Origin of the sequence: Shewanella sp. P1-14-1 (assembly GCF_001401775.1) — a bacterium.
Taxonomy (GTDB): domain Bacteria; phylum Pseudomonadota; class Gammaproteobacteria; order Enterobacterales; family Shewanellaceae; genus Shewanella; species Shewanella japonica.
On record NZ_LKTL01000009.1, the window covers coordinates 28,765 to 52,405 of the forward strand.

22 protein-coding genes are annotated in these 23,641 nt (G+C 42.1%); 13 read left to right on the forward strand and 9 right to left on the reverse strand.

Annotated features, from left to right (window positions below; all coding sequences use genetic code 11):
* Positions 1 to 2: 2 nt before the first annotated feature.
* On the reverse strand, positions 3 to 911 hold the full coding sequence (locus AN944_RS08080; RefSeq protein ID WP_055024097.1) for a haloalkane dehalogenase: 909 nt from the start codon (positions 909 to 911) through the stop codon (positions 3 to 5).
* Positions 912 to 1,105: 194 nt separating this feature from the next.
* Between AN944_RS08080 and AN944_RS08085 the strand changes: the two genes are divergently transcribed.
* Positions 1,106 to 1,708, forward strand: a complete 603-nt coding sequence (locus AN944_RS08085) for a TetR/AcrR family transcriptional regulator (protein WP_055024098.1) — start codon at positions 1,106 to 1,108, stop codon at positions 1,706 to 1,708.
* Positions 1,709 to 1,964: 256 nt separating this feature from the next.
* On the opposite strand, the gene AN944_RS08090 is transcribed toward AN944_RS08085, so the two are convergent.
* From AN944_RS08090 to AN944_RS08105, 4 genes are all read right to left on the reverse strand, one after another.
* Complete coding sequence (locus AN944_RS08090) at positions 1,965 to 2,408, reverse strand: nuclear transport factor 2 family protein (RefSeq protein ID WP_055024099.1); 444 nt, start codon at positions 2,406 to 2,408, stop codon at positions 1,965 to 1,967.
* Positions 2,409 to 2,482: 74 nt separating this feature from the next.
* Complete coding sequence (locus AN944_RS08095) at positions 2,483 to 3,481, reverse strand: NADP-dependent oxidoreductase (RefSeq protein ID WP_055024100.1); 999 nt, start codon at positions 3,479 to 3,481, stop codon at positions 2,483 to 2,485.
* 164 nt (positions 3,482 to 3,645) lie between these two features.
* The gene (locus AN944_RS08100; protein WP_055024101.1) at positions 3,646 to 4,383 is read right to left on the reverse strand and encodes an SDR family oxidoreductase; all 738 of its coding nucleotides are present in this window, start codon (positions 4,381 to 4,383) and stop codon (positions 3,646 to 3,648) included.
* Between the two features lie 40 nt (positions 4,384 to 4,423).
* A complete protein-coding gene (locus AN944_RS08105; RefSeq protein WP_055024102.1) occupies positions 4,424 to 5,329 on the reverse strand; it encodes an SDR family oxidoreductase in 906 nt (301 codons plus the stop codon).
* A gap of 539 nt (positions 5,330 to 5,868) precedes the next feature.
* Between AN944_RS08105 and AN944_RS08110 the strand changes: the two genes are divergently transcribed.
* Positions 5,869 to 6,672 (forward strand): PhzF family phenazine biosynthesis protein, encoded by an 804-nt coding sequence (locus AN944_RS08110; RefSeq protein WP_055024103.1) that lies wholly within the window; start codon positions 5,869 to 5,871, stop codon positions 6,670 to 6,672.
* A gap of 146 nt (positions 6,673 to 6,818) precedes the next feature.
* On the opposite strand, the gene gltS is transcribed toward AN944_RS08110, so the two are convergent.
* From gltS to AN944_RS08125, 3 genes are all read right to left on the reverse strand, one after another.
* The gene (gene gltS, locus AN944_RS08115) at positions 6,819 to 8,048 is read right to left on the reverse strand and encodes a sodium/glutamate symporter (RefSeq protein WP_055024104.1); all 1,230 of its coding nucleotides are present in this window, start codon (positions 8,046 to 8,048) and stop codon (positions 6,819 to 6,821) included.
* Between the two features lie 284 nt (positions 8,049 to 8,332).
* Positions 8,333 to 9,349, reverse strand: coding sequence for a helix-turn-helix domain-containing protein (locus tag AN944_RS08120; RefSeq protein ID WP_055024105.1), 1,017 nt, complete (start codon positions 9,347 to 9,349; stop codon positions 8,333 to 8,335).
* Between the two features lie 41 nt (positions 9,350 to 9,390).
* On the reverse strand, positions 9,391 to 10,992 hold the full coding sequence (locus AN944_RS08125; RefSeq protein WP_055024106.1) for a DASS family sodium-coupled anion symporter: 1,602 nt from the start codon (positions 10,990 to 10,992) through the stop codon (positions 9,391 to 9,393).
* A 321-nt stretch (positions 10,993 to 11,313) separates the two neighbouring features.
* Here AN944_RS08125 and AN944_RS08130 point away from each other — a divergent pair, with 321 nt between their 5' ends.
* From AN944_RS08130 to AN944_RS08160, 7 genes are all read left to right on the forward strand, one after another.
* Positions 11,314 to 11,949 (forward strand): hypothetical protein, encoded by a 636-nt coding sequence (locus tag AN944_RS08130; protein ID WP_055024107.1) that lies wholly within the window; start codon positions 11,314 to 11,316, stop codon positions 11,947 to 11,949.
* A 67-nt stretch (positions 11,950 to 12,016) separates the two neighbouring features.
* Positions 12,017 to 12,487, forward strand: a complete 471-nt coding sequence (locus AN944_RS08135) for a CYTH domain-containing protein (protein ID WP_055024108.1) — start codon at positions 12,017 to 12,019, stop codon at positions 12,485 to 12,487.
* Between the two features lie 10 nt (positions 12,488 to 12,497).
* Entirely contained in the window at positions 12,498 to 13,865 is a 1,368-nt protein-coding gene (locus tag AN944_RS08140) for a hypothetical protein (RefSeq protein ID WP_055024109.1), read from the forward strand.
* 329 nt (positions 13,866 to 14,194) lie between these two features.
* Entirely contained in the window at positions 14,195 to 15,541 is a 1,347-nt protein-coding gene (locus AN944_RS08145; RefSeq protein WP_055024110.1) for an OprO/OprP family phosphate-selective porin, read from the forward strand.
* Between the two features lie 17 nt (positions 15,542 to 15,558).
* Positions 15,559 to 16,383 (forward strand): hypothetical protein, encoded by an 825-nt coding sequence (locus AN944_RS08150; RefSeq protein WP_055024111.1) that lies wholly within the window; start codon positions 15,559 to 15,561, stop codon positions 16,381 to 16,383.
* Positions 16,384 to 16,490: 107 nt separating this feature from the next.
* Positions 16,491 to 17,159, forward strand: a complete 669-nt coding sequence (locus tag AN944_RS08155; RefSeq protein ID WP_055024112.1) for a DUF47 domain-containing protein — start codon at positions 16,491 to 16,493, stop codon at positions 17,157 to 17,159.
* 9 nt (positions 17,160 to 17,168) lie between these two features.
* Positions 17,169 to 18,212, forward strand: coding sequence for an inorganic phosphate transporter (locus tag AN944_RS08160; protein ID WP_055024113.1), 1,044 nt, complete (start codon positions 17,169 to 17,171; stop codon positions 18,210 to 18,212).
* 6 nt (positions 18,213 to 18,218) lie between these two features.
* Here the strand turns inward: AN944_RS08160 and AN944_RS08165 are convergent, their stop codons facing one another.
* On the reverse strand, positions 18,219 to 19,214 hold the full coding sequence (locus AN944_RS08165; protein ID WP_055024114.1) for an AraC family transcriptional regulator: 996 nt from the start codon (positions 19,212 to 19,214) through the stop codon (positions 18,219 to 18,221).
* 158 nt (positions 19,215 to 19,372) lie between these two features.
* Between AN944_RS08165 and AN944_RS08170 the strand changes: the two genes are divergently transcribed.
* Genes AN944_RS08170 through AN944_RS08185 form a run of 4 tightly spaced genes read left to right on the forward strand, consistent with a single transcriptional unit; the run spans position 19,373 to position 23,520 of the window.
* The gene (locus tag AN944_RS08170) at positions 19,373 to 21,484 is read left to right on the forward strand and encodes a TonB-dependent receptor domain-containing protein (protein WP_055024115.1); all 2,112 of its coding nucleotides are present in this window, start codon (positions 19,373 to 19,375) and stop codon (positions 21,482 to 21,484) included.
* Positions 21,484 to 22,095: a PepSY-associated TM helix domain-containing protein gene (locus AN944_RS08175; RefSeq protein ID WP_055024116.1), complete on the forward strand. Its 612-nt coding sequence runs from the start codon at positions 21,484 to 21,486 to the stop codon at positions 22,093 to 22,095. The genes AN944_RS08170 and AN944_RS08175 overlap by 1 nt, the downstream gene beginning before the upstream one ends.
* A gap of 20 nt (positions 22,096 to 22,115) precedes the next feature.
* Positions 22,116 to 22,640: a DUF2271 domain-containing protein gene (locus AN944_RS08180; protein ID WP_055024117.1), complete on the forward strand. Its 525-nt coding sequence runs from the start codon at positions 22,116 to 22,118 to the stop codon at positions 22,638 to 22,640.
* 10 nt (positions 22,641 to 22,650) lie between these two features.
* A complete protein-coding gene (locus AN944_RS08185; RefSeq protein WP_055024118.1) occupies positions 22,651 to 23,520 on the forward strand; it encodes a DUF4198 domain-containing protein in 870 nt (289 codons plus the stop codon).
* Positions 23,521 to 23,641 lie beyond the last annotated feature (121 nt).

Genomic DNA, 23,641 nt, shown 5'->3' on the forward strand with positions numbered 1-23,641 from the left:
AACTATCTATTTAGCCCAAATTGAATAAGCGCTTGCTCTGCCACTTCAACACCGTACTCTTGAACAAAGTGCCCTGCTTCATCGATTTTCATTGGCTCCGGGCAGCCTTTGATCACCGATTTTAGTTGCATCATCGCTGCCTCACCTAAGATTGCATCTTTCATTCCTATCGCCATAAAGCTTTCACCGCTCCATTCATTTGACCAGAACTCAATCGCACGAAGTCCATACTTCACCGCATCATCATCCGCATTTGTTGGGATCATTTGTGGGAATCGCTTAACGCCAACTTTGTAGTTTTTGTCAGGGAATGGTGCGTCATACGCAAGTGCATCCATCACATTGACAGCAGCGCCAGCATCACATGCGACTAGCCCTGCTACTGGTAATTCTGAAATCGATTCATTAAAAGCCATCCACTGTACTGCGGCTTCAGCCAACGGTTCACCATTTGAGATACCAGTGTTCATCACAATAAGTTTTTTGAAACGATCTTGCATATCCATTGGCAAAGTAAGACCAAGGAAACCTCCCCAATCCTGACAAACCAACACAATATTTTTAAGATCTAAGCGTTCAATTAATTGAATTAGACTGTTTCTGTGGAACTCAAAGTTGTACACAGACTCTTCAATAGGCTTATCTGAGCGGCCAAAGCCGAATAAGTCAGGGGCAACAACACGATGCCCTGCTTCAGTAAAAACAGGGATCATTTTACGATATAGATAACTCCATGTTGGTTCACCGTGCAAACAGAGAAACGTGTATTCCGACTCTTTATCACCTTCATCGATATACGCCATTCGCAGCGATTCATATCCGCTTAGATCATCAACATAATTAGGCTGATAAGGAAACGCAGGGAGTACTGAAAAACGTTCTTCAGGGGTTCTTAGTGCTTTAATCGTCATTGTTTGTTCCTACATATTGGTTGATATTCACAAATTCGTCTGTACGATAATCTGCAATATGTAGTGATCGATACATATTGGTGTGTAAATTGTGTATCGATCGATAAATAAAGTCAATAACAAAATTGACTTTATTTAGTGATTACTACAAAATAGGCATCAATCAAGATAACTTAGGTAGGGAACTATCGGTAATGGCCGGAAGAAAAAGATCGTTTGACAGAGATATCGCACTCGATAAGGCAATGCGCCTATTTTGGAACAACGGTTATGCCGCGACATCTGTCGCGAATCTAACCTCAGAACTTGGGATCAATACACCCAGTTTATATGCCGCTTTTGGTAATAAAGAACAGCTGTTCAAAGAAGTGATCGCGCATTACATCACACAATACAGTGAGCCTAGTTTCCGACATATCACGGAGCCTTCTGACACACACTTCATCGAAAAATTACGAGCGTGTTTTTATGAACTGATTCAAGTGTTTTCAGATGCTGATACCCCGCTAGGCTGCTTATTAACAAAAAGCATGAATGAGTCTGACAGCGTTGCCTTTCCTGAGGAAGCGACGGCGTATATGAAACAATTTGGATTAAAAACCCAAAATTTTATCACTACCTTGATTGAGTCTGAGTGGGGGATAACTGAGTCTGAGACCGCAGAACTGCAGGCAAAATACCTGTTGTCGGTTCTTTATGGCCTTTCTACTCAGGTTCGGGCGGGAGAGTCACGGCAGGTTGCAGAATCGATCATGGACTATGCACTCAATACGCTACAGACTAATAACGCAAGCTAGCTACCATGGGCTTAATGGTCCATGATATCGATAAATATGATGAGGGGTACCCAATATGGGTACCCCTCATCGTTTTAGCTACTGCAATGTTACGGGAAGTGCACAAGATCAGTACGATACATCGGTATAGCACTTGATGATGGGTACAATTATAAAAAGGGTGATAAGGTTATTTCAAATCGTAATAGCTAAAATCAATTAAAAATGACCTCAGGTGCTACCAGAGGCCATTTAATAACTAGAGAAAATGTACCGACTACTGACCGAGAAACTCAGCCAGATTTAATCGAAGCAACTGGATTCGCCAGCCCTCAGCCGTACGTACATATTCCATATCATAATCTGCAAGCATACAAACAAGATGCCCATCGGGTTTCATTGGCGAGAAGAGAACCCACTTTGCTTTCGCACTGTCACCGTCAACCTCAATGCGTGGGTTGGTGAAGCTGTGCATAAAGAACGAATTATCAGCATTAATTGCGGTAAAGAATTCGGTGATTTGCTGGTGCCCATTTAGATGGATGTTCATCTTAGGGTTTTCCCAAATGGCATCTTCGGAAAATATCTCTGGCACTTTATCAGTGTCCATCTCTTTGCCGTTCCAACCTTTATCAACTGATTGACCATAGTTCGCTTGTAGAGTTCGAATCTCTTCCAGGTCTTCTAATCTTTGAAGCCTTTGCTCTAATGTTAGTGTCATAATTTCCTCGACATTTTCCTAGTAAGCCACTTGAATGAGCCAGATATAACTATACCCTGTCAATAAAATCCAGATTACAGCTTAACGATCAGCTTGCCTTTGTTGCCACCCGTGCTGAACAAGTTCAACCCAGAGATGGCAGATTCCAATCCGGTTAATACGTGCGAGCGGTGTTTGATTTTACCTTCTAGTACGTATGGCGCTAATTTCTCCAACAGAGCCTGTGAATTATGGAAGTGATCTGTCATTACGAAGCCTTGGATGGTTAAACGCTTTCTAATCGCGTTCATCCAGCTTGGCGCGGCACTGTATTCCCCCTTTTCATAACCTGCGATCAGACCACAGAGAACAATACGGCCATGTTCATTCATTCTGTTGTAGATAAGATGCTGAATGGGACCTCCAGTGTTTTCGAAAAACAGATCGATACCATTGGGCGCAAGTGCTGCCAGTTGGGCGTCTAACTCGTCTGACTTATAGTTGATTGCACCATCAAAACCTAATTCTTTGACGATCCAGTTTGCTTTCTCTTCGCTGCCTACAATTCCAATCACACGCAGGCCATCTGCTTTTGCCAGTTGGCCGACAATTGAGCCAACTGAACCTGCTGCACCAGTAACAACAAGGGTTTCCCCCGATTTGGCTTTACCAACATTGAACAAACCTTGGGTAGCGGTTAGGCCAGGCAGGGACAAAACGGACAGAATATCAACATCAGGCAGTGAGGAGTCGACTTTCTCCAGACCTTCTCCATTGCTTAAGAAATACTCCTGCCAGCCCATCATGCCGGTTATACGATCCCCGACATTAAAACCAGAGTGGTTGGATTCAACAACTTCACCAATGCCGAAGCTGCGCATAACCGTACCTAACTCTACCGGTGGCATATAGCTATCGGTATCGGCGTTCATCCAACCGAACATAGCAGGATCAAGAGACATATAAGTCTGTTTAACGATTAATTCACCCGCATTGGCGTTTGGTTTATCCAACTTTACGGTCTGAAAGTAATCCGGGCTAATAGGGCCTCTTTCATGGTATTTGATTAGGTTAATGGCGGTATAGGTTGTCATAATCGGTTTTCTCTCATCCTAATCTGCCTTTATCACGTCCAGTTGACTAAGTGGTGATTGAAACAATAGGAATATATTAAGTTGTGTTTCTTGGGGTATAGAGGCTATTGTTAGCCTCTATTATTGTTAAAAAGGCGAATTTCCATCATGCCGTGCTTTTGTTGTTATACTGCAAAATCTTGCATGATGACGTTGTCTGCATAGGATTGAAATCCTACTTCTATCTGTTTTGCAACAGCATCGGGGAATACGTGGAATTGCCCCTCATCCAACGCAGAAAGAATACTAACTGGCACGACTTGTGGTGACGATGCGATATCAGTAAAACCAGTAATATCCGCCATATCCGTTGCAACCACGCCAGGGTGAACACTCAGCACACTCACATTATGTGGCTTGAAATGATCACGCAGACCTTGCGTCACAGAGTAAGATGCCGCTTTTGATGTGCAGTATGTGGTCATATCCACATAGTTTTTGAGTGAAGCAACCGAGTTTAATTGCACCAGCGCACCTTGATTTGCAATCAATGTCGCTTCAAATGCTTTAGCAACACGCATTAGTCCGTAAACATTCACGTCCATCTCTACCTTCAAGGTATCGAGCGCATTATCCGCCAGAGGCGGTACTGTCGAAATAATCCCCGCGTTATTAATGACAACATCAACATCCGTTGCTGTTTTAGCTGCTGCAAGAATAGACACTTCATCGGTAATATCGACTTGAATCGTCTCTACTTTGTCACCATATTGCTCTTCTAGAGACTTAGTTGAATTTGGGTTTCGAACCGCGAGATACACTTTCTTCGCGCCTTGATCAATAAAGTGCTCAGTAATACTTTTACCAATACCTCGGTTCGCACCAGTGATAAAGACGACTTTGTTTGAAATGCTGAAAGACATAATTTTTACCTTGTTTATTTAGGTTGTGATAGTGGTGTTATTAGGCGTTAACTTTTGTTTCTAGCATGAAGTCCAGTTGGAAATCTGAGATCACTTGGTCTTGAAGTGGCTGGAAGAAATCGTTGATTTTATCCACGTTGTTCACTAGACCAATTGCTGTACGTGTTGGACGTGTGCCGTGCTCCATATTCACCAGTGTTAAGTATCCATCAACCACTTTTTGTGGATCGGTTTTAGGGTCTTGCAATACCTGATCAAACGAGCCACTCATATTGTCGATGATCTCTTTTAGATGCGGGTTTTCTGCAACCACCTGCGTGTGAGCTTCCGGTTGAAATGAACCAGCCAGATTCGTACCTGATGGGCCAGGCTCTACAATCACTACCTCAACACCACTTGGTGCTAATTCAAATTTCAGACTCTGAGAGTACGCTTCTACTGCTGCCTTACTCGCACTGTAGGTACCCGTAAATGGCCATGATACTCGGCCAATTACAGACGTCGTATTGATTATTAGGCCTTTACCCGCATTACGCATATGTGGTGCAACCGCTTGAACTGTGCGGATAACACCATAGAAGTTGGTGTTCATCAGTTGCTGGGCTTGTTCAACACTGAATGCCTCCGTTACACCCATGTGCATGATGCCAGCGTTGTTGATTAGCACATCAATAGCACTTTCTTTAAGCATAATTTGAGCTATTGCTGCGTTAACAGACTCATCACTACAAACGTCCATCTCAACTACAACAATGTTTTCTGAGTATGATTGAAGCTCATTTTTTACTTCGAGATTCTTGCTGTCTGCATTGCGCATGGCTGCGTAAACTTTGTGCCCTTTATCTGCAAACTGCTTTACTGACATTTTGCCAAAGCCACTGCTGCTACCAGTAATTACGACTGTTTTCATGTTGTCACCTTTCGGGATTGCTGTTTCTTGGATCATCGTTCTTTCCTGCATAATCTGTTGAACTTAATAAGTTGTCGGGGTGAGCGAATACATTCTGTATCGTTCGCTACATATTTGATGTGCACATTCTGTATTGATCGATACAGAGTGTCAATAACAAATTAATAGTTTTTTAGTGATTGATACAAAGTTGGCAGGTTTTGATTTTGTATTTGTCGCAAAGCCCTTGTTCCGTCTTGGATTTCCTCGTCGGATTATCGTTCTCAGAGGGCGAGGCCGTCAGTATTGTTCAAAAGAATATAGAGATTTCATCGCTGCTTATCATCCAAAGCAAAGTATGAGCAAATAAGGAAAATGCAGGGGGCAAGTGTGTCAATGACTGGTATGAAGAGTGTTTAGTCGTAGCTATCATCTCGAAAATTGGTTTTAATGAATAGTCGGTTAACTCGCTATTAATCTTTATGGTGTATGAGCTGGTTAGCTGATATGTACGCTTTATGCATTGTAATTGACAAAGATACTGGCTGTAGTCTGAATTAAGTTACTGCTGCCACAAAAGGATTTGGAGCGTGGTCATGGAATTAGAAATATATGTCGTAGATGCTTTCACTGACAAACAATTTAAAGGTAATTCAGCCGCGGTCGTCCCTTTAACCGATTGGCTTGATGATGGGTTAATGCAACATATTGCTGCAGAAAATAACTTATCAGAAACGGCTTTTATTAAATTCTTTTCTCACAATCGCTATGAGATCCGCTGGTTTTCTCCATTAACAGAAATAGACTTCTGCGGTCATGCTACTTTGGCTGCCTCCTTTGTTTTATTTGACCATTTAGGCTGTGAAGGCGAGCTGCAGTTTATGACGACCCACGCTGGCAGTTTATCCGTGACGCAATTGGCTGATGGTCGAATTCAAATGAGCTTTCCTAACAGGGCGCCCGAACCGCTTAATAAAGTCCCTGAAGCATTAATTGCTGGTTTGTCTATTACGCCACGAGCTGTGTTAAAAAGCGGACAGGCTTATTTTGCGATCATGTCATCAGTTGATGAGGTAGAGCGGCTGCAATATCAATCTGACATTCTAAAAACGCTTGCGCCCTTAGATGTTGTAGTAACAGCACAAGTCGATGTTGCTGAGTCCGAGTATGACTTTGTTTCTCGTTACTTTTGGCCTGCAAATGGCGGTGATGAAGATCCTGCCACAGGGTCTATTCATGCTGGTTTAGTTCCATATTGGGGCGCTATTTTAGAGAAGCAAACCTTAGTCGCAAGACAAGCCTCTGCACGAGGAGGAGTGCTTTATTGTCAGCTTGAAGGTCAGCGAGTATTGGTATCAGGTTACGGGGTGTTATACCTGTTAGGTACCATTTATGTTTAGTATGAGCTTGTCGATGAATTGATATTGAGTGTCGCCGTAGTTATATGAGGCCAATGCTGGTGGTAGTAAGGTGTGGGCTCTACAACAGTTGATTGAATTGATATTAAAAAGGCCATCACAAGATGGCCTTTTTTGATTGTATCGCGTTATTGCATCAAGCCGATAAAATAAGGAATGATTAACGCATTAGCGAGATCGATAAAGAATGCACAAACCAGTGGCACAATAATAAAGGCTTGAGCTGAATAGCCGTAACGCATAGATACGGCTGACATGTTTGCCATTGCGGTAGGAGTAGAACCTAATGAAATACCGCCAAAGCCAGAACAAATAACGGCAGCGTCGTAGTTTTTACCCATTGCAGGAAATACGACAAATAGATTCACTAAAATAGCGACAATAAACTGCATACCTAGAATGGCGAAGATAGGGCCTGCTAAATCAACAAGCGTCCACAATTGCATACTCATTAATGACATAGCTAAGAAAGTACCTAATGCCATATCTGCGATTAAATCGACAGCCGCAGTACGTGTAGGCCAAGCTGTACCTGTCAGTCTTGGGTAACTTTTTGGGGTTAAGTTGGTGACCACAATACCTGCAAATAAGCAGGTAACAAATAAAGGTAAATCTAGACCAAAATTACTGACGACTTCATTAAGGATAAAGCCGAGGATGACACAAATATGAATAGCAAGCAGGGCGTCTAAAAAATCAAAAGATGTCATTTTGACAGGTGTTTCGGTTTCTTTACCTTGCGTGTTTGATGCATCTAAATCAACCGAAGGTTTTAATTGGTGCTTATTAATTAGGTATTTAGCAATTGGACCACCCATTAAACTGGCTAATATCAGGCCGAATGTTGCACTAGCGATACCGATTTCCATTGCGCTGGTTAGGCCGAACTGTTCTTGAATTTTGGGCGCCCAGGCGATAGCCGTGCCGTGACCACCAATTAACGAGACACTGCCTCCTAATAAGCCAACAACTGGTTCTTGGTTAAACAATGTGGCAACGCCAATACCTGTTAAGTTTTGCAAAATCATGTAGCCAATGGTCACTACCAGTAAAATGGCTAAGGGTTTTCCACCTTTCTTTAAATCCCCTAAGCTTGCATTAATCCCAATCGTGGTAAAAAAGTACACCAAGAGAATATCTCGAGCCATTAAATCAAAAGTCACCTCAACACTGGCGATGGCGTAAATGAGGGTAAACATTATCGAGAAAACAATACCGCCAGAAACAGGCTCCGGAATACTGAACTCTTTTAAAAAACCTACGACCTGATTTAAGCGTCTGCCAACAAACAGCACGATAATACCGATAGTGACGGTAAAAAATGAATTCAGCTGTAAAATGCCGTCAGAAAAGTCCATATAACTTCCTTGTGATTTATGTGTGGTGTGTCAGTGGCTAACGTATAACAGCACCAATACTCAATGTAATTCTGGCTCAGTTGCTCAATCCTGAATTACAGCCAGTAAGGTGAAACAATATTTTTACATACCTTGGTAATCAATTGATACCACGATTGATTATTAATCAATAAAAAAGCTTCACCCTTACAAGGTTTCAATAAAATGAAGCTTTGTAAGGGTGAAGCTCAAAAGGGTGACACCTCAAAGGTTTGTATATCAATGACAACCAATGAGGCTGTTGTTTACGTTAGCAAATGCTTACTGAGAGCTAAGACTTCAACAGCTGTTTTACCTAAGGTATAACGACCTGCAATCGCATATTGATGGTTATAGCGGTTGAGCCATTTTTGCAGTTGGGTATTGAGCTCTTCGATATCGGTAATGCGATGATTTTTTAAAAAAGGCGCATAAAATTCATCGTAAGCGAGCTGTTGAAAACGTGCCGCTAAACCATTAACTACAGGTCCGTTGTATGCACGCATTTGAATATGGTTTATCTCGGTTTGTTCAAGCAGCTGCTTAAACGGCGCCGCCGACTGTTTGCCTGAAAACTCCGCCCCTCTATCGGTCAGTAGACTATTGATGGGGATCTTGTGTTCTTGATACCAAGGCATAACCGTGGTTGATAAAAATTCAGCCGCAGTCGCAGACTCTTTATTATCAGTCACAATTGCAATGGCATATTGGCTGTAGGCATCGATAAAGGTGTGCTGAAATAGCTGACCGATAGGCTCAACAACTCCGATACTAAACGTATCTTGTACACAGACATCGCCAGGATATTTACAGTCTAAAGCCGTTTCATTTTGTTCAAGCTTGTAGAGCTGCTCCATATCATGCTGGCTTTTGAAGCTAAGCTGGTTTTGTTGTCGTAGGTGGCTGTTTAAAGCAACTAAGCGATTTTTTTTGGTTTCAAGATTATGCCTAACCCAAATAGTGCGAACGCCACTGGCTGAAATCGTACACCCTCGAGCAGTTAGCAGCTCAGCGGCTTTGGCTTGGCCGTAATTAGGGTAATCGAGTGCAATCTCAATCACTTGATCTTCAACTTCTTGAGAGACTCGATTTTTAAGGGCTGGTTTTTTACGAGAGAGGTTTTTTAACCCTCGCTCACCAGCCTCTTCATATTGTTTTTTAAAGCGGTAATAGCTATCACGGCTATAACCCATAATATCGCAGGCTTTACTGATACTGCCAAGTTCAGTTGCTAGCTGAAGCAGAGCAAGTTTACTGCGAATTTCATTTTTATTTGAATTCATATCTGCTTATTATCATTAAGTATTTACCATCTAAAAACATCTTACCAAAAAACGCCGTTAGGGGTATAACCTAACCACCTAAACCAGGTTTCACCCATTAGAATGCTGGTGGCCCAGCCTATCATTAACATCGTAAAGCCAAACTTAAAGCTATCGCTCAGACTGTACTGATCTGTTGAGTAAAGCAACAAGGCTGGTTTACTGTTAAAGGGAAGCACATATACATGCTCAATCAATAACGCGACAGGCAATGCCAAGCTCATGATTGGGAAATCAAATCGCTGTGCAATCCCAATTGCGATAGGCACAAACAACATGGTTCGCATCGTTTTAGACTGAAATACTAGCGAGCTCAGTAACATGGCGCCAGTGAGGGCAATGTAAAACACACTGAATGGGGTTGATTCATCCATGCCAAAATATTCTAGGCTAAAATTTACTGCCAGATTAGGTAAGTCAGTTTGTTTAAAACCTGCGCCTAAGGTGTAAGCACCTGCTGAGAATAGGAGTAAATGCCAAGGGACATCGACTTGGTTCCAGTTCACCACTCCAATACGTGGGCATAAGGCGACGATGGCACCAATAAATGCTATCGCTGTTGCGCTCACGCCATGATATTTATCCGTTGCCCAAAAAACCAAAATGGTGACGAAAATGACGATCGATTTTATCTCACGGAATGAGACTTTCCCCATTTTTTCTAGTTCTTCTTTTAAGCGCTCCATACCGCCTTCAATTTGCGGTAAGCGTTCTTCTGGTGCCAACGGAAAGAATATTTTAGTTGCTAGCAGCCAGCCAATAACAATCATACAAACCACAATGGGTAATGCGACAATCATCCAGTCAGCAAAGAAAAAACTTCCCCCTATCGCGCCAGCAATTAAACTTGCTGCCAATAAGTTTGCTCCTGAGCCAGTAACAAATGCACCTGCACATAAGTTGATTTGTAGTAAGTTTTGCAGCACTAAGTTACGGCCAAAATTATTCTTATTGTCACCACCTCTGGCACCATACACCGCAGCGATTACCATAAAAATGGGCATCAAGATGGCGGCTTTTGCTGTGGTGGCTGAAATGAATGCAGATAGCACTAGGTTGATCACCATAAAACTATAAAAAATGGGTGTAGCGCTTGTGCCAAAGCGGCATATAAACCATAAGGCGAAACGCTTGGCTGCGCCGGAGGACACCAACATAGATGCCAAGATGAAAGAGAGAATGTTAAGCCACATAATAGGGTGGCCTAATTGAGCGTATGCTTGACGCTCGGGCAGAACGCCAGTTAACACTAAGGCGATAATGACCATTAGCGAAGTAAGGTAGTTAGGAATAGGCTCGGTAATCCATAGAATCACCGCCGCACAAAAGATAGCTAACATGGCTTGGCCGTGCCAACTAAACTCCGTTAAGCCCACTTCATGAAAGTGTTCTGCTGCCGAATGACTTAGCATAGCGGGATCAAATTGAGTTAAAAATGAGGCTGGAGCACCGGTTAATATCGCAACAAAAACCACTAAGGCAATCCATATACCGCTTCGTGCTAGCCACAACTCAAAGTTTGATTTTGATCTGACAGGCAACCTTTCCATTCGATATTGATTCATGTCTAGGGGGTCTATCCGTTCCGTAACTTCTTTGCTCATTTTCTTATGACCTTTAGCTGAAATCCTTATGGGCTAACCATACCCCTTAACGTGAGGATAAAACTGGATCAAGATCAATAAAATAATCAATTAGTTTTTAATTAATATTTTTTGATTTTGTTTGTAGAAACTACCGCGTTGCTATAGTGCGTTGATTTTGTTGTATAATATTTGTTGTGATTTGTTTGGTTTTTGCTGTTTTGTAAGATTAGGTTGAGACTAAAATTAATAAAAGTTGATCTAGATCTGTTTTTTTTGTCAATCACAGGAGTACTGTAAAAGGGTACTCAATAACAACGACTTGATATGAAAGGAAACAGTATGTCTGAATTAACAATTGGTGAAATTTCGAAACCACGCTTTGAGTTCCGTACGTTTGGGCAGGACTTTACTGAAGCAGCAGAACGTATGGCGCGTTTATCTGTACCGGTTCCAGAAAAGGTATGGCGTCGTGAAAGTGATGAGATTTACATTATGTCTCGCACCAATGATTTGAATAACACCAAAATTCGCGATGGCAAAATGGATGTTAAAAGTTATGTGCAAACGGTAGATGGTCTAGAACAGTGGGATCCTAAGTTAAAAGCAGAATTCCCGATTGCTAAATCTCAGCTTGTAGAAGAGATTTTCCCTGCATTTATGGTAGAACAACCTGCATTAGCGAAAGAAACCTATAGCTTTGAAGAGTTTATCGATATCATCGACGCCCACCCAGATCTTCAAGCAGTAAAAATTCACAAAGAACGTTTTGGTTACATGGTCAATAACACCATTTGTGAGGTCGCCAATGTATTAGTGAACGGTGCGCGCTTAGTCAGTGTAAACAGTGAATCTACCGAGCTTGATGATATCCAAACAACATTAAAAGATTTGCGTTTAGAAGGGGTTGAAAACATTAACTACCTTCAAGCTATTAAGCGTGTTATCGGCATGAAAAACTTGCCATTAGCGAATTAATTCATTTGGCCAACTTAATAGGCAAAAGTGGTAACAGCGACAAATTCATTTTTAGGGAATAGCTATCATGGCACAAGAAATTGAACGTAAATATTTAGTCTCAAGTGACGAATTTAAAGCTCAAGCAGCTAAGTCTGTGCGCATTATTCAAGGTTATTTAAGTAGTGTGCCGCAACGTACTGTGCGAGTTCGGGTAAAAGGCGATAAAGGGTTTTTAACCATTAAGGGAATTGGTAATGAGTCAGGTGCGTCGCGTTATGAATGGGAAAAAGAAATCACTGTTGAAGAGGCGCAAGAACTACTGAAAATCTGTGAACCAGGCGTCATCGACAAAACTCGTTATCTTGTCGATTTCGAAGGACACATCTTCGAGGTTGATGAGTTCTACGGCAGCAACCAAGGGTTGACTGTCGCAGAGGTTGAATTGACAGATGAAGCGCAAACCGTTCATAAACCAAGTTGGTTAGCAGAAGAAGTCACTGGTGATGCGCGTTACTATAACTCAATGCTAATGAAGCAACCTTTCACTCAATGGTAGGGTGAATGTCATGTTGTCGCTATCGATAGCCGATGAGTACCACTTAACGATTCAGCTGGAAATTCCACCTGAGTTAAGTCGAGTGCAATTGCAGGTGTATTTCTTCTATCCTGCTAAATTGGCTGACAATAGCGATGTCATGAATAAAAGTAGTTTTTATCATAATCTCCTACAGCAACAGCAGCTTATTAAAGTTGACCCCATCAGCTGTAATACTATTGATCGTGATTTATTGATCATTAAGCAAACTGCTTATGCTACAGCTAAGGCCAACCAACGTCGTTATGTGTTGGCCTTATCTGAATTTGTTTGCGGGTTACTCGATTTACAACCTGAAGACTTTTTACCTTCCCATCAAATGACAGAACAAGATCTTACCATTGGCAGTGCTCGGCGATTACGGTTTATGGGGGACAGAATAGAGCAGTTCTCACAGGTTCATGACAATGAAGCGGGTGTTACCCAAAGTAAATTATTTAAATTGGCATTGCATGTCATTAGCTACCACTATCACCAGTGTTTACTAGAAGCGAAACATAAAGCATCTAAAGAAGAAAAAGCTTGGCTGAATACTCACATTCATCGGTTAACCGAAGAGGCTGAACTGCGTAATCTGACGTTAATGCCTAAATCAGAAGCTGGCAGAGAAAAGTTACTTAACCGCTTACATATTGCAAAACGAGTCATTCATAGACCTTATCAATTATCTCGTAAGCGACTTAAAAACGGCGAAGTGGCAGAGCAACTTATTTTTGGTTTTGCTGCGGCATTAGCAATGGCGTTTGCCACGGGAGTGGCTTTTGCAACCCAAAGGGCTTTTGGCAATTTCTCGACTCCTTTTTTCTTTTCATTGGTGTTGTCATATATTTTTAAAGACCGCATCAAGGAATTGGGGCGTAACTATTTTATGGAGAAGTATTTTTCTAAATATTCTCAGCATCATTATCGTTTTCATCAAGCCGACTCTGGTCAACTTGTTTTTGATGCCAAAGAAACCTTGTATCGACAAAAGGCTGAGGCCTTACCTGCCAAAATTAATCAGCTTCGTAAACGTTTCTACCGTGCAGATAGCCATAGCTCCCAAGAAGCGTTGGTATATAAACGCTTATATCAATCACATTTAAAAAACGGTGAAGAGCCTTTATTTAAGTTTAGAGACAAACTGACACTTAATTTAAGTAAACGTTTACGTTTTTTACCAAGAACCATTCGTTGTCACTGGCAAGAAACAGATAACAACATAAAACAATACAATGTGCACAGTGTGTATCCCATAAACGTTATTGTAGAAATTAAAACCGATGCTGATAGCGTTTATCAACGCTATAAACTCACGACCAGCCGTAAAGGGATCCATAGATTAGAACAGGTTAAATAATTACTTTCTGATTTTATCGGCTGGTACGGCGCTCAAATCGCTTCTCATATAAAGCCTAAAACCATACAGGTAATTTAACCTAAAAGACCGGGAATCGTTGCGTTTGAATTAAGACAATTCTAATGCGGGATTCGGCTGCCTAATATAAAAAAACACTCGAAAATGAACAAGTTGCACCTAGATCTCATTAGTTAATAATTGTCAGATTAAGTTGTAATTAGTTGATGTTGATCATGTTTTTTCTTCTGCTGTAGATCTACTCTATGCCTAACAGGATAGAAACATTTTTGTTCCACATTAGTCTTAAAATAAATCTAAGGAAGAGAAAGATGAGCAAAGAAAATGTGTTTTCAGTTTCGGGCGTAGCTAAGGCTGTCGCGATATCGTTATTTTGTTTTTCAGGTGCTGCAATGGCAGCTGATAGCGACCGTGTGACAGAACTAGAAGAACGCTTAGATGCACTAGAAATGGAATTAATTGAAGCAAAAGATGCCGCTAATCAAACTGACCGATTAACGTTCTCAAGCAGCAGCCCGTCACCAGAGTTTATATCGAAAGACGGCAAGTCGACCATGGAGTTTTCTGGTCGTATTCAATTGGACTATGTGAACTCTGATGATTTCTACACTGGCAGTAAACGTGAATTTGAAGGCGGAGCAAACACGGTCGACTTCCGACGAGTCCGCTTTGGCGTAGAAGGCTACTTTTCAAATGTTTGGAAGTACTCGTTAGAGTTTGATTTTGATGGGGAATCAGAAGTAGAAGTCAAAGATGCCAATGTGAGTTACCGTGGCTGGGAGAACCAAGAGCTTGAAATTGGCTTTCAAAAATTTGGCTTCGGCTTAGAGGCGACAGGCAGTTCTGCTCACCTTGCTTTTTTAGAGCGTGCGAGCACGGATACCTTCTCACCAGATCGTAATGTGGGTGTGCAATGGTTGTATAAAGGTAATGATTACAACTTGATGCTGGGCTTAGGTACAACCGCTAACATCAATGATGATGATTTAAACTTCAAACAAGATGTCTACAACGGCCGCTTTACTATGGCGCCGATTAATACCAGTGATCATTTATTGCATATTGGTGTGAGTGGTATGTACACCAACAATAATAGTGAAGCTGAAGAAATGCGTTACCGTGCAAGACCTAGCAGCAAACCGGTTAGCCGCACTATTGATACTGGTAAGTTTGATGCTGAATCAGTGCAAAGTTATGGCTTAGAGCTGGCTTATCAGCACCGTAATTTACTGATCCAAGGTGAATATGTAACGTCAAAAGCGGATCAAGTTGACGATGAGTCGGTAAGCGTTGATGCCTATTACTTACAAGCTGTGTATACCTTAACGGGCGAGCAATGGAACTATGGTAGTAAGAAAGGCACCTTTAAATCAGTAAAACCTGAAAATGCGATTTCTGCTGGTGGCTATGGTGCTTGGGAAATCGCCGCACGTGTGGATGTTGCTAACTTCGATGATACCGATGCCGATATCTATGGCGGAGAAAAAACCGATTACATCGTGGGGGTAAACTGGTACTTAGAAAATAACCTAAAAGCGCAGTTTAACTATGTTCGCAGTCAGTCGGATTATAAGCAGCCATATACCGACATTAACGGTGTCGAAATGTACGATCAAGATGGCAATATTTTCCAAGCCAGATTGCAATTTGCATTCTAATTTAAGGGGATATGTTGATGCGAAATAATCTATTTTTAATTGGCTTGGTGAATGTGTGTTTAAGCTCTAGTGCCTATGCATTATCGCCAGATGCGTTTACTTCACTTGAGTATCACGTGAATACGGGTACAGCGAAAACGATGCCTTATGCAGCGACTAAGCAAACCGATGAATTTAAAGAGGCATTTAATTTTATCGATTTAGAAGAGCGCCTTAAAGTCAAATTGGTGACTTACTTAGATACGCCAAATCGCGCTTTCAAAGCCAAGGATATTAATATCCGTGTGCGTGAAGATGTGAGTAAGCCTCGCAAAAGTAAAATTACCGTGAAACTACGTGCAGCCGACCCAGAAAGTTTTGGTGAACTGTCTAATTACCGTAAAGCGGAAATTGACTATACCGATGGTAAAGCGGCATATAGTGTGAGTTATGACGTGCCATATTCTCCAGCAGATATTGATGTCAGAAACGTGGATATCGACTCGGTATTTAAGGTGTTAAAGCGCCATTCTGTGTTGTGGGACATCGTTGGCGACATCTATGAAGCTCATCAAGATGAGATTATTCAAACAATGGTCATGCGCACCCATGGCTGGGAAGGGGCGGTAAAAGATAAGCGTTTTGATAATGTAGAAGTGGACTTTCAAGTATGGACTCCATACTACCGTAAGCCACGTATCAGCTTTAATGAGTTCTCGTTTAAAGGGCATGTTAAAGACAAAGAGCAATTAGAAAAAATGTACCAATACTTATACCAACAAGTTGAATCTGTCGGTTATGAGCATGGTCATAGTGGTTCGAAAACAAGTTCCACTTTTAAAATGAGTAAAGGATTCAACTAGTTTCCCGCACTCACCCATGACTGGGTATTATCACCCTCACTCCCATTGGTAGTGCCCGGTCATGTTTTCGCTTTACCTTCCATTATCAATACTACAAGGAGATGCCAATGTTTGGCTTTTCTCGGATTTCTACGCTTCTTTCTCAGAGTCAGTCTACCGAAACCAATGTTTTTTTATTTCTAGATCAAGTGACCTTAGCGCAACATAAGTTTGTTTATATGTGGCAAATGTATCTCACCCATGGCGCTAATAGTGATGAGTTTTCCAATGCGTTAGCTGAATTACAAGCTATTGAACATGAAGCTGATGTGCTCAAACGAGAAATTGAACAAACCTTATATCGTAAGACGCTTATTCCTGATTTACGGGGTGATGTAGCGTCACTTATCGATTTAACTGACCGCCTAATCAATCGCCAAGAGACTATAGGTTTGCACCTGCAAATTGAAAAACCATTAATCCCTCAGGCGGTTGAGGCTGATTTGATGGTGTTACTTAAGGCTGTAGGCAATACCATTGACCACACTTTATTGTGCGCCAAAAGCTTTTTTACCGATTTACAGCGGGTGCAGGAATATCATCAAAAAGTGATCATGTTTGAGTCTGATGCAGATAAAGCCTGTACTCGAGCTAAAACGATTTTATTTGATACAGACTTGCCACTTATTAACAAAGTGCAGCTTCGTTATTTCTTTGACCGAATTGATCAAGTGGCTAATTTAGCCGAAGACATCAGTGACAGGGTAGCCATTTTCACGTTAAAACGCGTTCAGTAAGGAGTGCAAATGGATATTGCGATTTGGGTGTTTCTTTCAAGTGGCTTGTTTTTAGGTTGGTCACTGGGTGCAAATGATGCTGCGAATGTCTTTGGTACCGCAGTTGGCTCAAGGATGGTGAAGTTCTCTACTGCCGCGATGATTTGTTCGGTGATGGTCATTTTAGGCGCTGTGATAAGTGGTGCTGGTGCGTCACATACGTTAGGCGCGTTGGGTAAAGTGTCAGCTATTGGTGGTGCTTTTACTGTGGCATTATCTGCAGCGACAACCGTGTACTTAATGACAAAATCAGGTTTACCGGTATCCACAGGGCAAGCCATTGTGGGGGCGATTATTGGCTGGAACCTATTCAGTGGCATGGCAACTGATCCCGAAGTGCTCACTAAAATTTTAAGCACATGGGTGATGTGTCCAATCTTAGCGGCATTTACGGCAGTTTTGTTGTATAAGGCGGTGACCAAAGCAATTAACTGGTGGCGTCCTGGGTTATTCCAGCTTGACCAATGGACTCGAGTCGGTTTGATTTTAGCTGGCGCTTTTGGTGCCTACAGTTTAGGAGCGAATAACATTGCCAATGTAATGGGGGTGTTTGTATTAAGCGCGCCTATCGATACCATCGAGCTGGCTGGAATAGAGTTTACTGGGGCGATGCAGTTGTTTTTCTTAGGGGCTGTTGCTATCAGTATTGGGGTATTTACTTACTCTAAAAAAGTGATGATGACTGTGGGTGGTAACTTGATTTCAATGACACCTGTAACTGCATGGGTCGTGGTAATGGCGCATTCCATCGTGCTATTTATTTTCTCGTCGCAGTCATTGTCAAATGGCTTTGTAAATATGGGCTTACCAGCGATTCCATTGGTGCCGGTATCGAGCTCGCAAGCCGTGATTGGTGCCGTGATAGGCATTGCTTTTTTAAAGCGATTGCCAATTCAATGGCCTGTTTTAGGTAAGATATTAGTGGGCTGGGTTATCACACCAATATTATCGGCCGTAGCGTGCTTTATTGGTTTGTTTATCGTGCAAAACTTGTTTAAGCAAGTGGTGGTGTAAGCCTAGTTACTCAAGGTTTCTGTATTGGTTTTGCATTTCAATTGGCGTCATCGAAAAGTACTTCTTAAATGCCGAAGAAAAGTTAGAAACATGGTTGTATCCTGAGTGGTATGCCACTTCCCCCACTGATTGATTGTCAAAAATAAGGCGTCTTCTGGCATGTTCAAGGATCTGATTGCGGATGTATTCTTTGAGTGTCAGTTGATGATGTGACTTAAAATAACGTTGTAAGGTACTAACACTCGCGCCAAGTTTGTCAGCGATTTGCTTGAGAGATAATGATTCAAATAGTAAGGATTCAATTTTTGCCTCAAAATCAAACTGACTTACTGGTAAAGGGGAGTTGTTAATGTCAGGCTCTTTTGGGGGAATCGCATCTCGATCGAGGTTGTCACTCAGTAGCGTAAAACTGTCACAAAAAAATTGCAATGCCAGCTGCTCTAATTCCCATTGAAAGTTAAGCGTTTCATCGAGGCTTTTTTGATACAGCTCAGCGGCTAATGTTAGTTGTTTTTCAGTGCATGGCCACTGAAAAACAGACTGAGCCGAGGCAAATATTTTCTCAATATGCAGCCTGTTAGCCATACTGCCACAGCGGGTTAATAACCATTGTTTGGTAATGCTTAAATTGACTTTTTTGACCTGCTGTTGCTGAGTAAAAAACCGAGTAAATATCTGCTGTGAATTGATAATGTTGATGAATAACACAGGCGAACTTTGCGCTTGAATATCATAGCGCTGATGTTCCAGTGCAAAGCTAACCTTACCGGCCAGTAATACATTAATGCTAATGCAGGCATCAATCTGCGAGTTGCTATAACCCTCAGTATGCTCTGTCATATTAACGCAGTGAACATCAATACCACTGGGCAGTTTTTTAAAATACACCTTACCGGTAATCAGCTCCTTTGAAGCAATATCTTTTGCTTCAATAAAAGCATCTTCATAGCCTGCATCTTTGATTTTTCTTGATAACTCAACCTTTGATAAGCGTGTATTCATACCTAAGTTGCCTTTTCATAGTAAATGGCGATTACGCATAACAGCTTGGCGATTTCGCATAACAATGAGTGAAACAAACACCATAACACAGTGGTAACATAATGATAATAATTCTCATTACAGTTGTTCGGAATAATTTTCATCCACAAGGAATCGTTATGTTACCCAAGCGCTTTAAAATAAGTTCGACAAGCTTAGCTGTTGTTACAGTGCTTACTTCTTCAGCGGTATTTTCGGCTGAGTCTGAAGACACTGAAATAGAACGTGTGACAGTATGGAGTACCACTGTAAATGCCTCTTCTATGTATTTAAAAGAAGAAGCGATTGCCAGTAAACAGGCTGATCATATCAGTGACTTATTACGCAGCATTCCCGGTGTGGATGTTGGCGGAGCACATTCATTAAATCAGCGTATTACGATTCGTAGCATGGATGATAAAGACTTAGACATATCGATTGATGGTGCTAAGCAAAATAACTACATGTATCACCACATGGGTAACTTGCAAATTCACGCTGATATTTTGAAGTCAGTTGATATCGATGTGGGTAACAACTCAGTCATTAACGGCGGCTTAGGTGGCTCGGTAAGATTTGAAACCAAACAAGCACGTGACTTATTGCAATCGGGTGAACGATTTGGTGGGCGCGTGCAAGTGGGGGCTGGCGATAACTCTGGACAAACCTACTCAGCCACAGCTTATGGTTTGATGACTGACAGTGTTGATTTTCTTGGCTATTACAATTTGGTCAATCGTGAAAATTACGAAGTGGGTGGCGGAGAAATTACCGATTCAAATGGCGATGTCATTGAAGGTACCGACGGCACGGTAAGAGGGCTTGAGGGCGAACTTGATGATGCACTGATTAAGTTCGGCTGGGAGCCGAGCGATAATCAGCGTATTCAACTTAGTTATGAAAAGTACACCGACGAAGGTGACTACAGCTACCGCCCTGATATGGGGCTTGCAACTGATATCGCTATTACCGAGTCATTAAATGTGCCACTGCTTTGGCCGACGAAATTTACGCGTGACACCTTGGCGCTTAATTACGAGCTAAGTTTGGCGTCAAGCTTGATAAAAGCGGCAGCATACTCCAATACCAGCGAGCTGTGGCGTGATGAAACGGGCTATGCAGATAATCCTGATTACGCAGGGTGGGCAGCGATTGTCACCGGAGAGGCAAAGAATCAAGGCATAAACTTATTAGGTGAAACCACGCTTACAGCTCTGTGGGAGCATGACTTTACCTATGGTTTTGATTATGTGAAACATGATACAGATTACTCTGCTCGATACACTGCTAGCACGGATGAGTCTGCTGAAGAATCGTCAAACATTGCTATTTTTGTTCAAGATCGAATTGCCTTTAACGATTACATCAGTTTGATCCCAGGTTTACGTTATGACCAATATTCAGTGGATTCTAAGGTCGTTGATAACGACTTTGATAATACTGCATGGGCGTTAGCGTTAGCCATTCAGCCTACTGATGATTTAGTGTTTAATGTCAGTGCAACAGAGTTATTTAAGGGGCCTGAAATTGGTGAAGTGTTTGTCGGCGCAGGTTTATATGACACCACCAATCAAGAAATTGAAGCCGAAACTGGGGTTAACTATGAGCTAGCTTTTGCATATCAATTTGAAGCATTTGGTGATGATAATATTTCCCTAGGGGCAACCGTATTTAAAACCGAAATCAATGACTACATCTACGATTATGCTACAGCACCTACTACTTCTGGAGGTCGTTATTGGAAAGACAATATCGGCGATATGGATATTGAGGGTTATGAGGCCTACATTAATTATCTCAATGGCGGTTTTTCAGGCTCGGTAACCTACTCAAGTGCTGAAAGTGAATTACAGGCGTTTGAACAATATAGTGAATTAGACGGTGCACGATTAGATAGACAACAAGGTGATACAGTCAGTGCAACCTTAGGTTATGCATTGGATGACATGGGGCTGTCGTTTAATTGGGAACTGCTTTATGCCGATGACGTGCCTGCTGGACTTGATTTAGACGGTGCAAGCCTTGATAACAGTAAGCAAGGTTATACCGTGCATAACATCAATGCCAGATGGGATATTGCAGCGGTTGAAGGGTTAACCATTATTGCAGGTGTCGATAACTTATTTGATGAATATTATGCTTCGCAATCTTCTCGTACTGGTGTGTCTTTCCATCCTCGATTTGGCGAGTTGTATCTGCAAGATTTTGAACCTGGCCGTAATATTAAGGCCACGGTGTCATATCAATTCTAATGGCAAATTCATGGCTACGCACGGCAAAAGCAAAACGCTTTTTTAGCTTTTGCCGTTGGTTACACATCTATGTGTCATGCACTTTATTTTCCCTGTTAGTCTTTTTTAGTCTTACGGGGATTACCCTTAATCACCCCTCTTGGACTGCTCAAGCCACAAGCGAAATCCAAAGCTTACCTTTACCTGTGCAATTTGCTCAGTTTGAAGGAGAGTACCCGCTTAACGCGCTGCAAGCCTATATCGAACAAAAAACGGCACTGGCTTCTCCACGCAGTATTGATGTGCTGGTGGACATGGACGAAATCACCTTTGACTACCCTTTACCTGCAGGTTATGCCTTTGTCACCGTGTTACTTGATGACCAACTCATTGAAATTGAACGCAGTAGCCAAGGCTTACTGGGGTTAGTGAATGACCTGCATAAAGGCAGGCATAGCGGCAATGTGTGGTCTGTGGTGATTGATGTGTCCGCAGGGCTGATTTTACTGTTTTCGATTACAGGGTTGATTATTTTGCTTCAAAACGCCAAACACCGCCGCATGGGATTAATGGTGGTGGCATTGGGCAGCATTACACCTTTATTAGTGTATTTGATGGCGGTGCCAAGGTAATCGCAACAAGGAGAAATTCAATGAAAAATAATGCAACAAAACTCATGGTGCGGCTACAGCTCGCGTTGCTGTTACTTATCGGCTTATTAATGACACCCACTTGGCTGCAAGCTCAGGAGTTTACGGTGTCGGTTGAGATTCCAGATATAAAAGCTGCGCCATACCATAAACCGTATGTGGCGATCTGGATTGAAACTCCGCAGCGTCAGGGAGTGCATACATTGGCTTTTTGGCGACAACAAGCTGACTGGTTTAAAGATTTACGCCAGTGGTGGCGAAAAATAGGTCGTAGTGGTTCACCTGATTATCAAGCCGTGAGTGGCGCTACGCGTAAACCGGGAGTGTATAGCATTCATTGGGATGGTCGATTGGGAACAGGAGCAATGCTGCCAGCAGGCGATTATGTATTACACGTTGAGTCAGTCAGAGAGCAAGGGAGTCGCGAATATTTACGCCAAACGTTTTCATACCCCAGTAACAAACAAGAGCAGTTGGTTCTTGAAGGAAAACAAGAGCTAGGCACAGTTACATTACTTATCAAATAGGAAGATCAATATGTCAGTTAACGTTAAGCTTATTTCACGTGCAGTCGTGGTGATAGCAAGTGTATTTGCCGTATTTACTAGCACGGCACACGAACGGTTTATTCTGCCGTCTCATACCTTGTTATCTGGTGAAGCACCTCAATCTATTACCGTATTGGCGAGTATTTCTAATGATATTTTTCACCCTGATAGACCATTGGGCGACAGTGGTTCAGGACGAGATGTCGGTGAGCTAAAAGAATATTTTGCGAATCTTGAATACACGGTGATCGCGCCAGATGGCAAGGTGTCATTAGACACACAATGGGCGGCGTATTCACGTATGTCTGTTGCTGATGTGACCTTAGCTCACGAGGGGACGTATCGTGTCGGCTTGGTACAACCGGATGTGTTTATGACTACCTTTGTTAACGCTGAAGGTCAGCCTGCTCGTTTATGGGGGCCATCACCTGAAATTCCTGCCGGAGCAACAAAGGTGGTTCGTCGAACAACAGCATCAAGGGTAGAAACCTTTGTGACGTTAAACAGTGCGACTCATCAGGCGATTGCCCCTACTGGGACTGGCGTTGAAATCGTGAGTAAAACAACCCACCCGAATGATTTATTTGCTAATGAAACTGCACAGTTTCAATTGCTTTTTAATGGAAAACCTTTAACGACAAACACTAAAGTGAAATTGATTAAAGCCGGAACACGTCACCGTAATGACCGAGATGAGCAAATTTTGGATGTGACCAAAAATGGTGATATTAGTTTTACCCCAAGCCAAGCAGGTTTTTACTTGTTAATTGCAGAAACCCATGTTGATGCTCCAGATGCAGCAGATATAGATGTGAAGCACTTTAGCCTTTATTTGACCTTAGAAGTGTTTCCAGAATAATAGGGAAATATAGGCCAATCGCTAAAAAAGCCACCCTTTAAAGGGTGGCGAACCCATTTGGAGGTTGGGTGCACTCACTTTGCATAAGGGGCAATACCTTTTGGCAAAGTACTTAGTTAAC

Coding starts and splice junctions, on each gene's coding strand:
- AN944_RS08185 (WP_055024118.1), top strand. CDS start 22,651: ATGTCAGTTAACGTTAAGCTTATTTCACGTGCAGTCGTGGTGATAGCA.
- AN944_RS08120 (WP_055024105.1), bottom strand. CDS start 9,349: ATGAATTCAAATAAAAATGAAATTCGCAGTAAACTTGCTCTGCTTCAG.
- AN944_RS08080 (WP_055024097.1), bottom strand. CDS start 911: ATGACGATTAAAGCACTAAGAACCCCTGAAGAACGTTTTTCAGTACTC.
- AN944_RS08095 (WP_055024100.1), bottom strand. CDS start 3,481: ATGACAACCTATACCGCCATTAACCTAATCAAATACCATGAAAGAGGC.
- AN944_RS08090 (WP_055024099.1), bottom strand. CDS start 2,408: ATGACACTAACATTAGAGCAAAGGCTTCAAAGATTAGAAGACCTGGAA.
- AN944_RS08110 (WP_055024103.1), top strand. CDS start 5,869: ATGGAATTAGAAATATATGTCGTAGATGCTTTCACTGACAAACAATTT.
- AN944_RS08170 (WP_055024115.1), top strand. CDS start 19,373: ATGTTACCCAAGCGCTTTAAAATAAGTTCGACAAGCTTAGCTGTTGTT.
- AN944_RS08150 (WP_055024111.1), top strand. CDS start 15,559: ATGCGAAATAATCTATTTTTAATTGGCTTGGTGAATGTGTGTTTAAGC.
- AN944_RS08145 (WP_055024110.1), top strand. CDS start 14,195: ATGAGCAAAGAAAATGTGTTTTCAGTTTCGGGCGTAGCTAAGGCTGTC.
- AN944_RS08175 (WP_055024116.1), top strand. CDS start 21,484: ATGGCAAATTCATGGCTACGCACGGCAAAAGCAAAACGCTTTTTTAGC.
- AN944_RS08155 (WP_055024112.1), top strand. CDS start 16,491: ATGTTTGGCTTTTCTCGGATTTCTACGCTTCTTTCTCAGAGTCAGTCT.
- gltS (WP_055024104.1), bottom strand. CDS start 8,048: ATGGACTTTTCTGACGGCATTTTACAGCTGAATTCATTTTTTACCGTC.
- AN944_RS08105 (WP_055024102.1), bottom strand. CDS start 5,329: ATGATCCAAGAAACAGCAATCCCGAAAGGTGACAACATGAAAACAGTC.
- AN944_RS08140 (WP_055024109.1), top strand. CDS start 12,498: ATGTTGTCGCTATCGATAGCCGATGAGTACCACTTAACGATTCAGCTG.
- AN944_RS08125 (WP_055024106.1), bottom strand. CDS start 10,992: ATGAGCAAAGAAGTTACGGAACGGATAGACCCCCTAGACATGAATCAA.
- AN944_RS08180 (WP_055024117.1), top strand. CDS start 22,116: ATGAAAAATAATGCAACAAAACTCATGGTGCGGCTACAGCTCGCGTTG.
- AN944_RS08100 (WP_055024101.1), bottom strand. CDS start 4,383: ATGTCTTTCAGCATTTCAAACAAAGTCGTCTTTATCACTGGTGCGAAC.
- AN944_RS08085 (WP_055024098.1), top strand. CDS start 1,106: ATGGCCGGAAGAAAAAGATCGTTTGACAGAGATATCGCACTCGATAAG.
- AN944_RS08130 (WP_055024107.1), top strand. CDS start 11,314: ATGTCTGAATTAACAATTGGTGAAATTTCGAAACCACGCTTTGAGTTC.
- AN944_RS08165 (WP_055024114.1), bottom strand. CDS start 19,214: ATGAATACACGCTTATCAAAGGTTGAGTTATCAAGAAAAATCAAAGAT.
- AN944_RS08160 (WP_055024113.1), top strand. CDS start 17,169: ATGGATATTGCGATTTGGGTGTTTCTTTCAAGTGGCTTGTTTTTAGGT.
- AN944_RS08135 (WP_055024108.1), top strand. CDS start 12,017: ATGGCACAAGAAATTGAACGTAAATATTTAGTCTCAAGTGACGAATTT.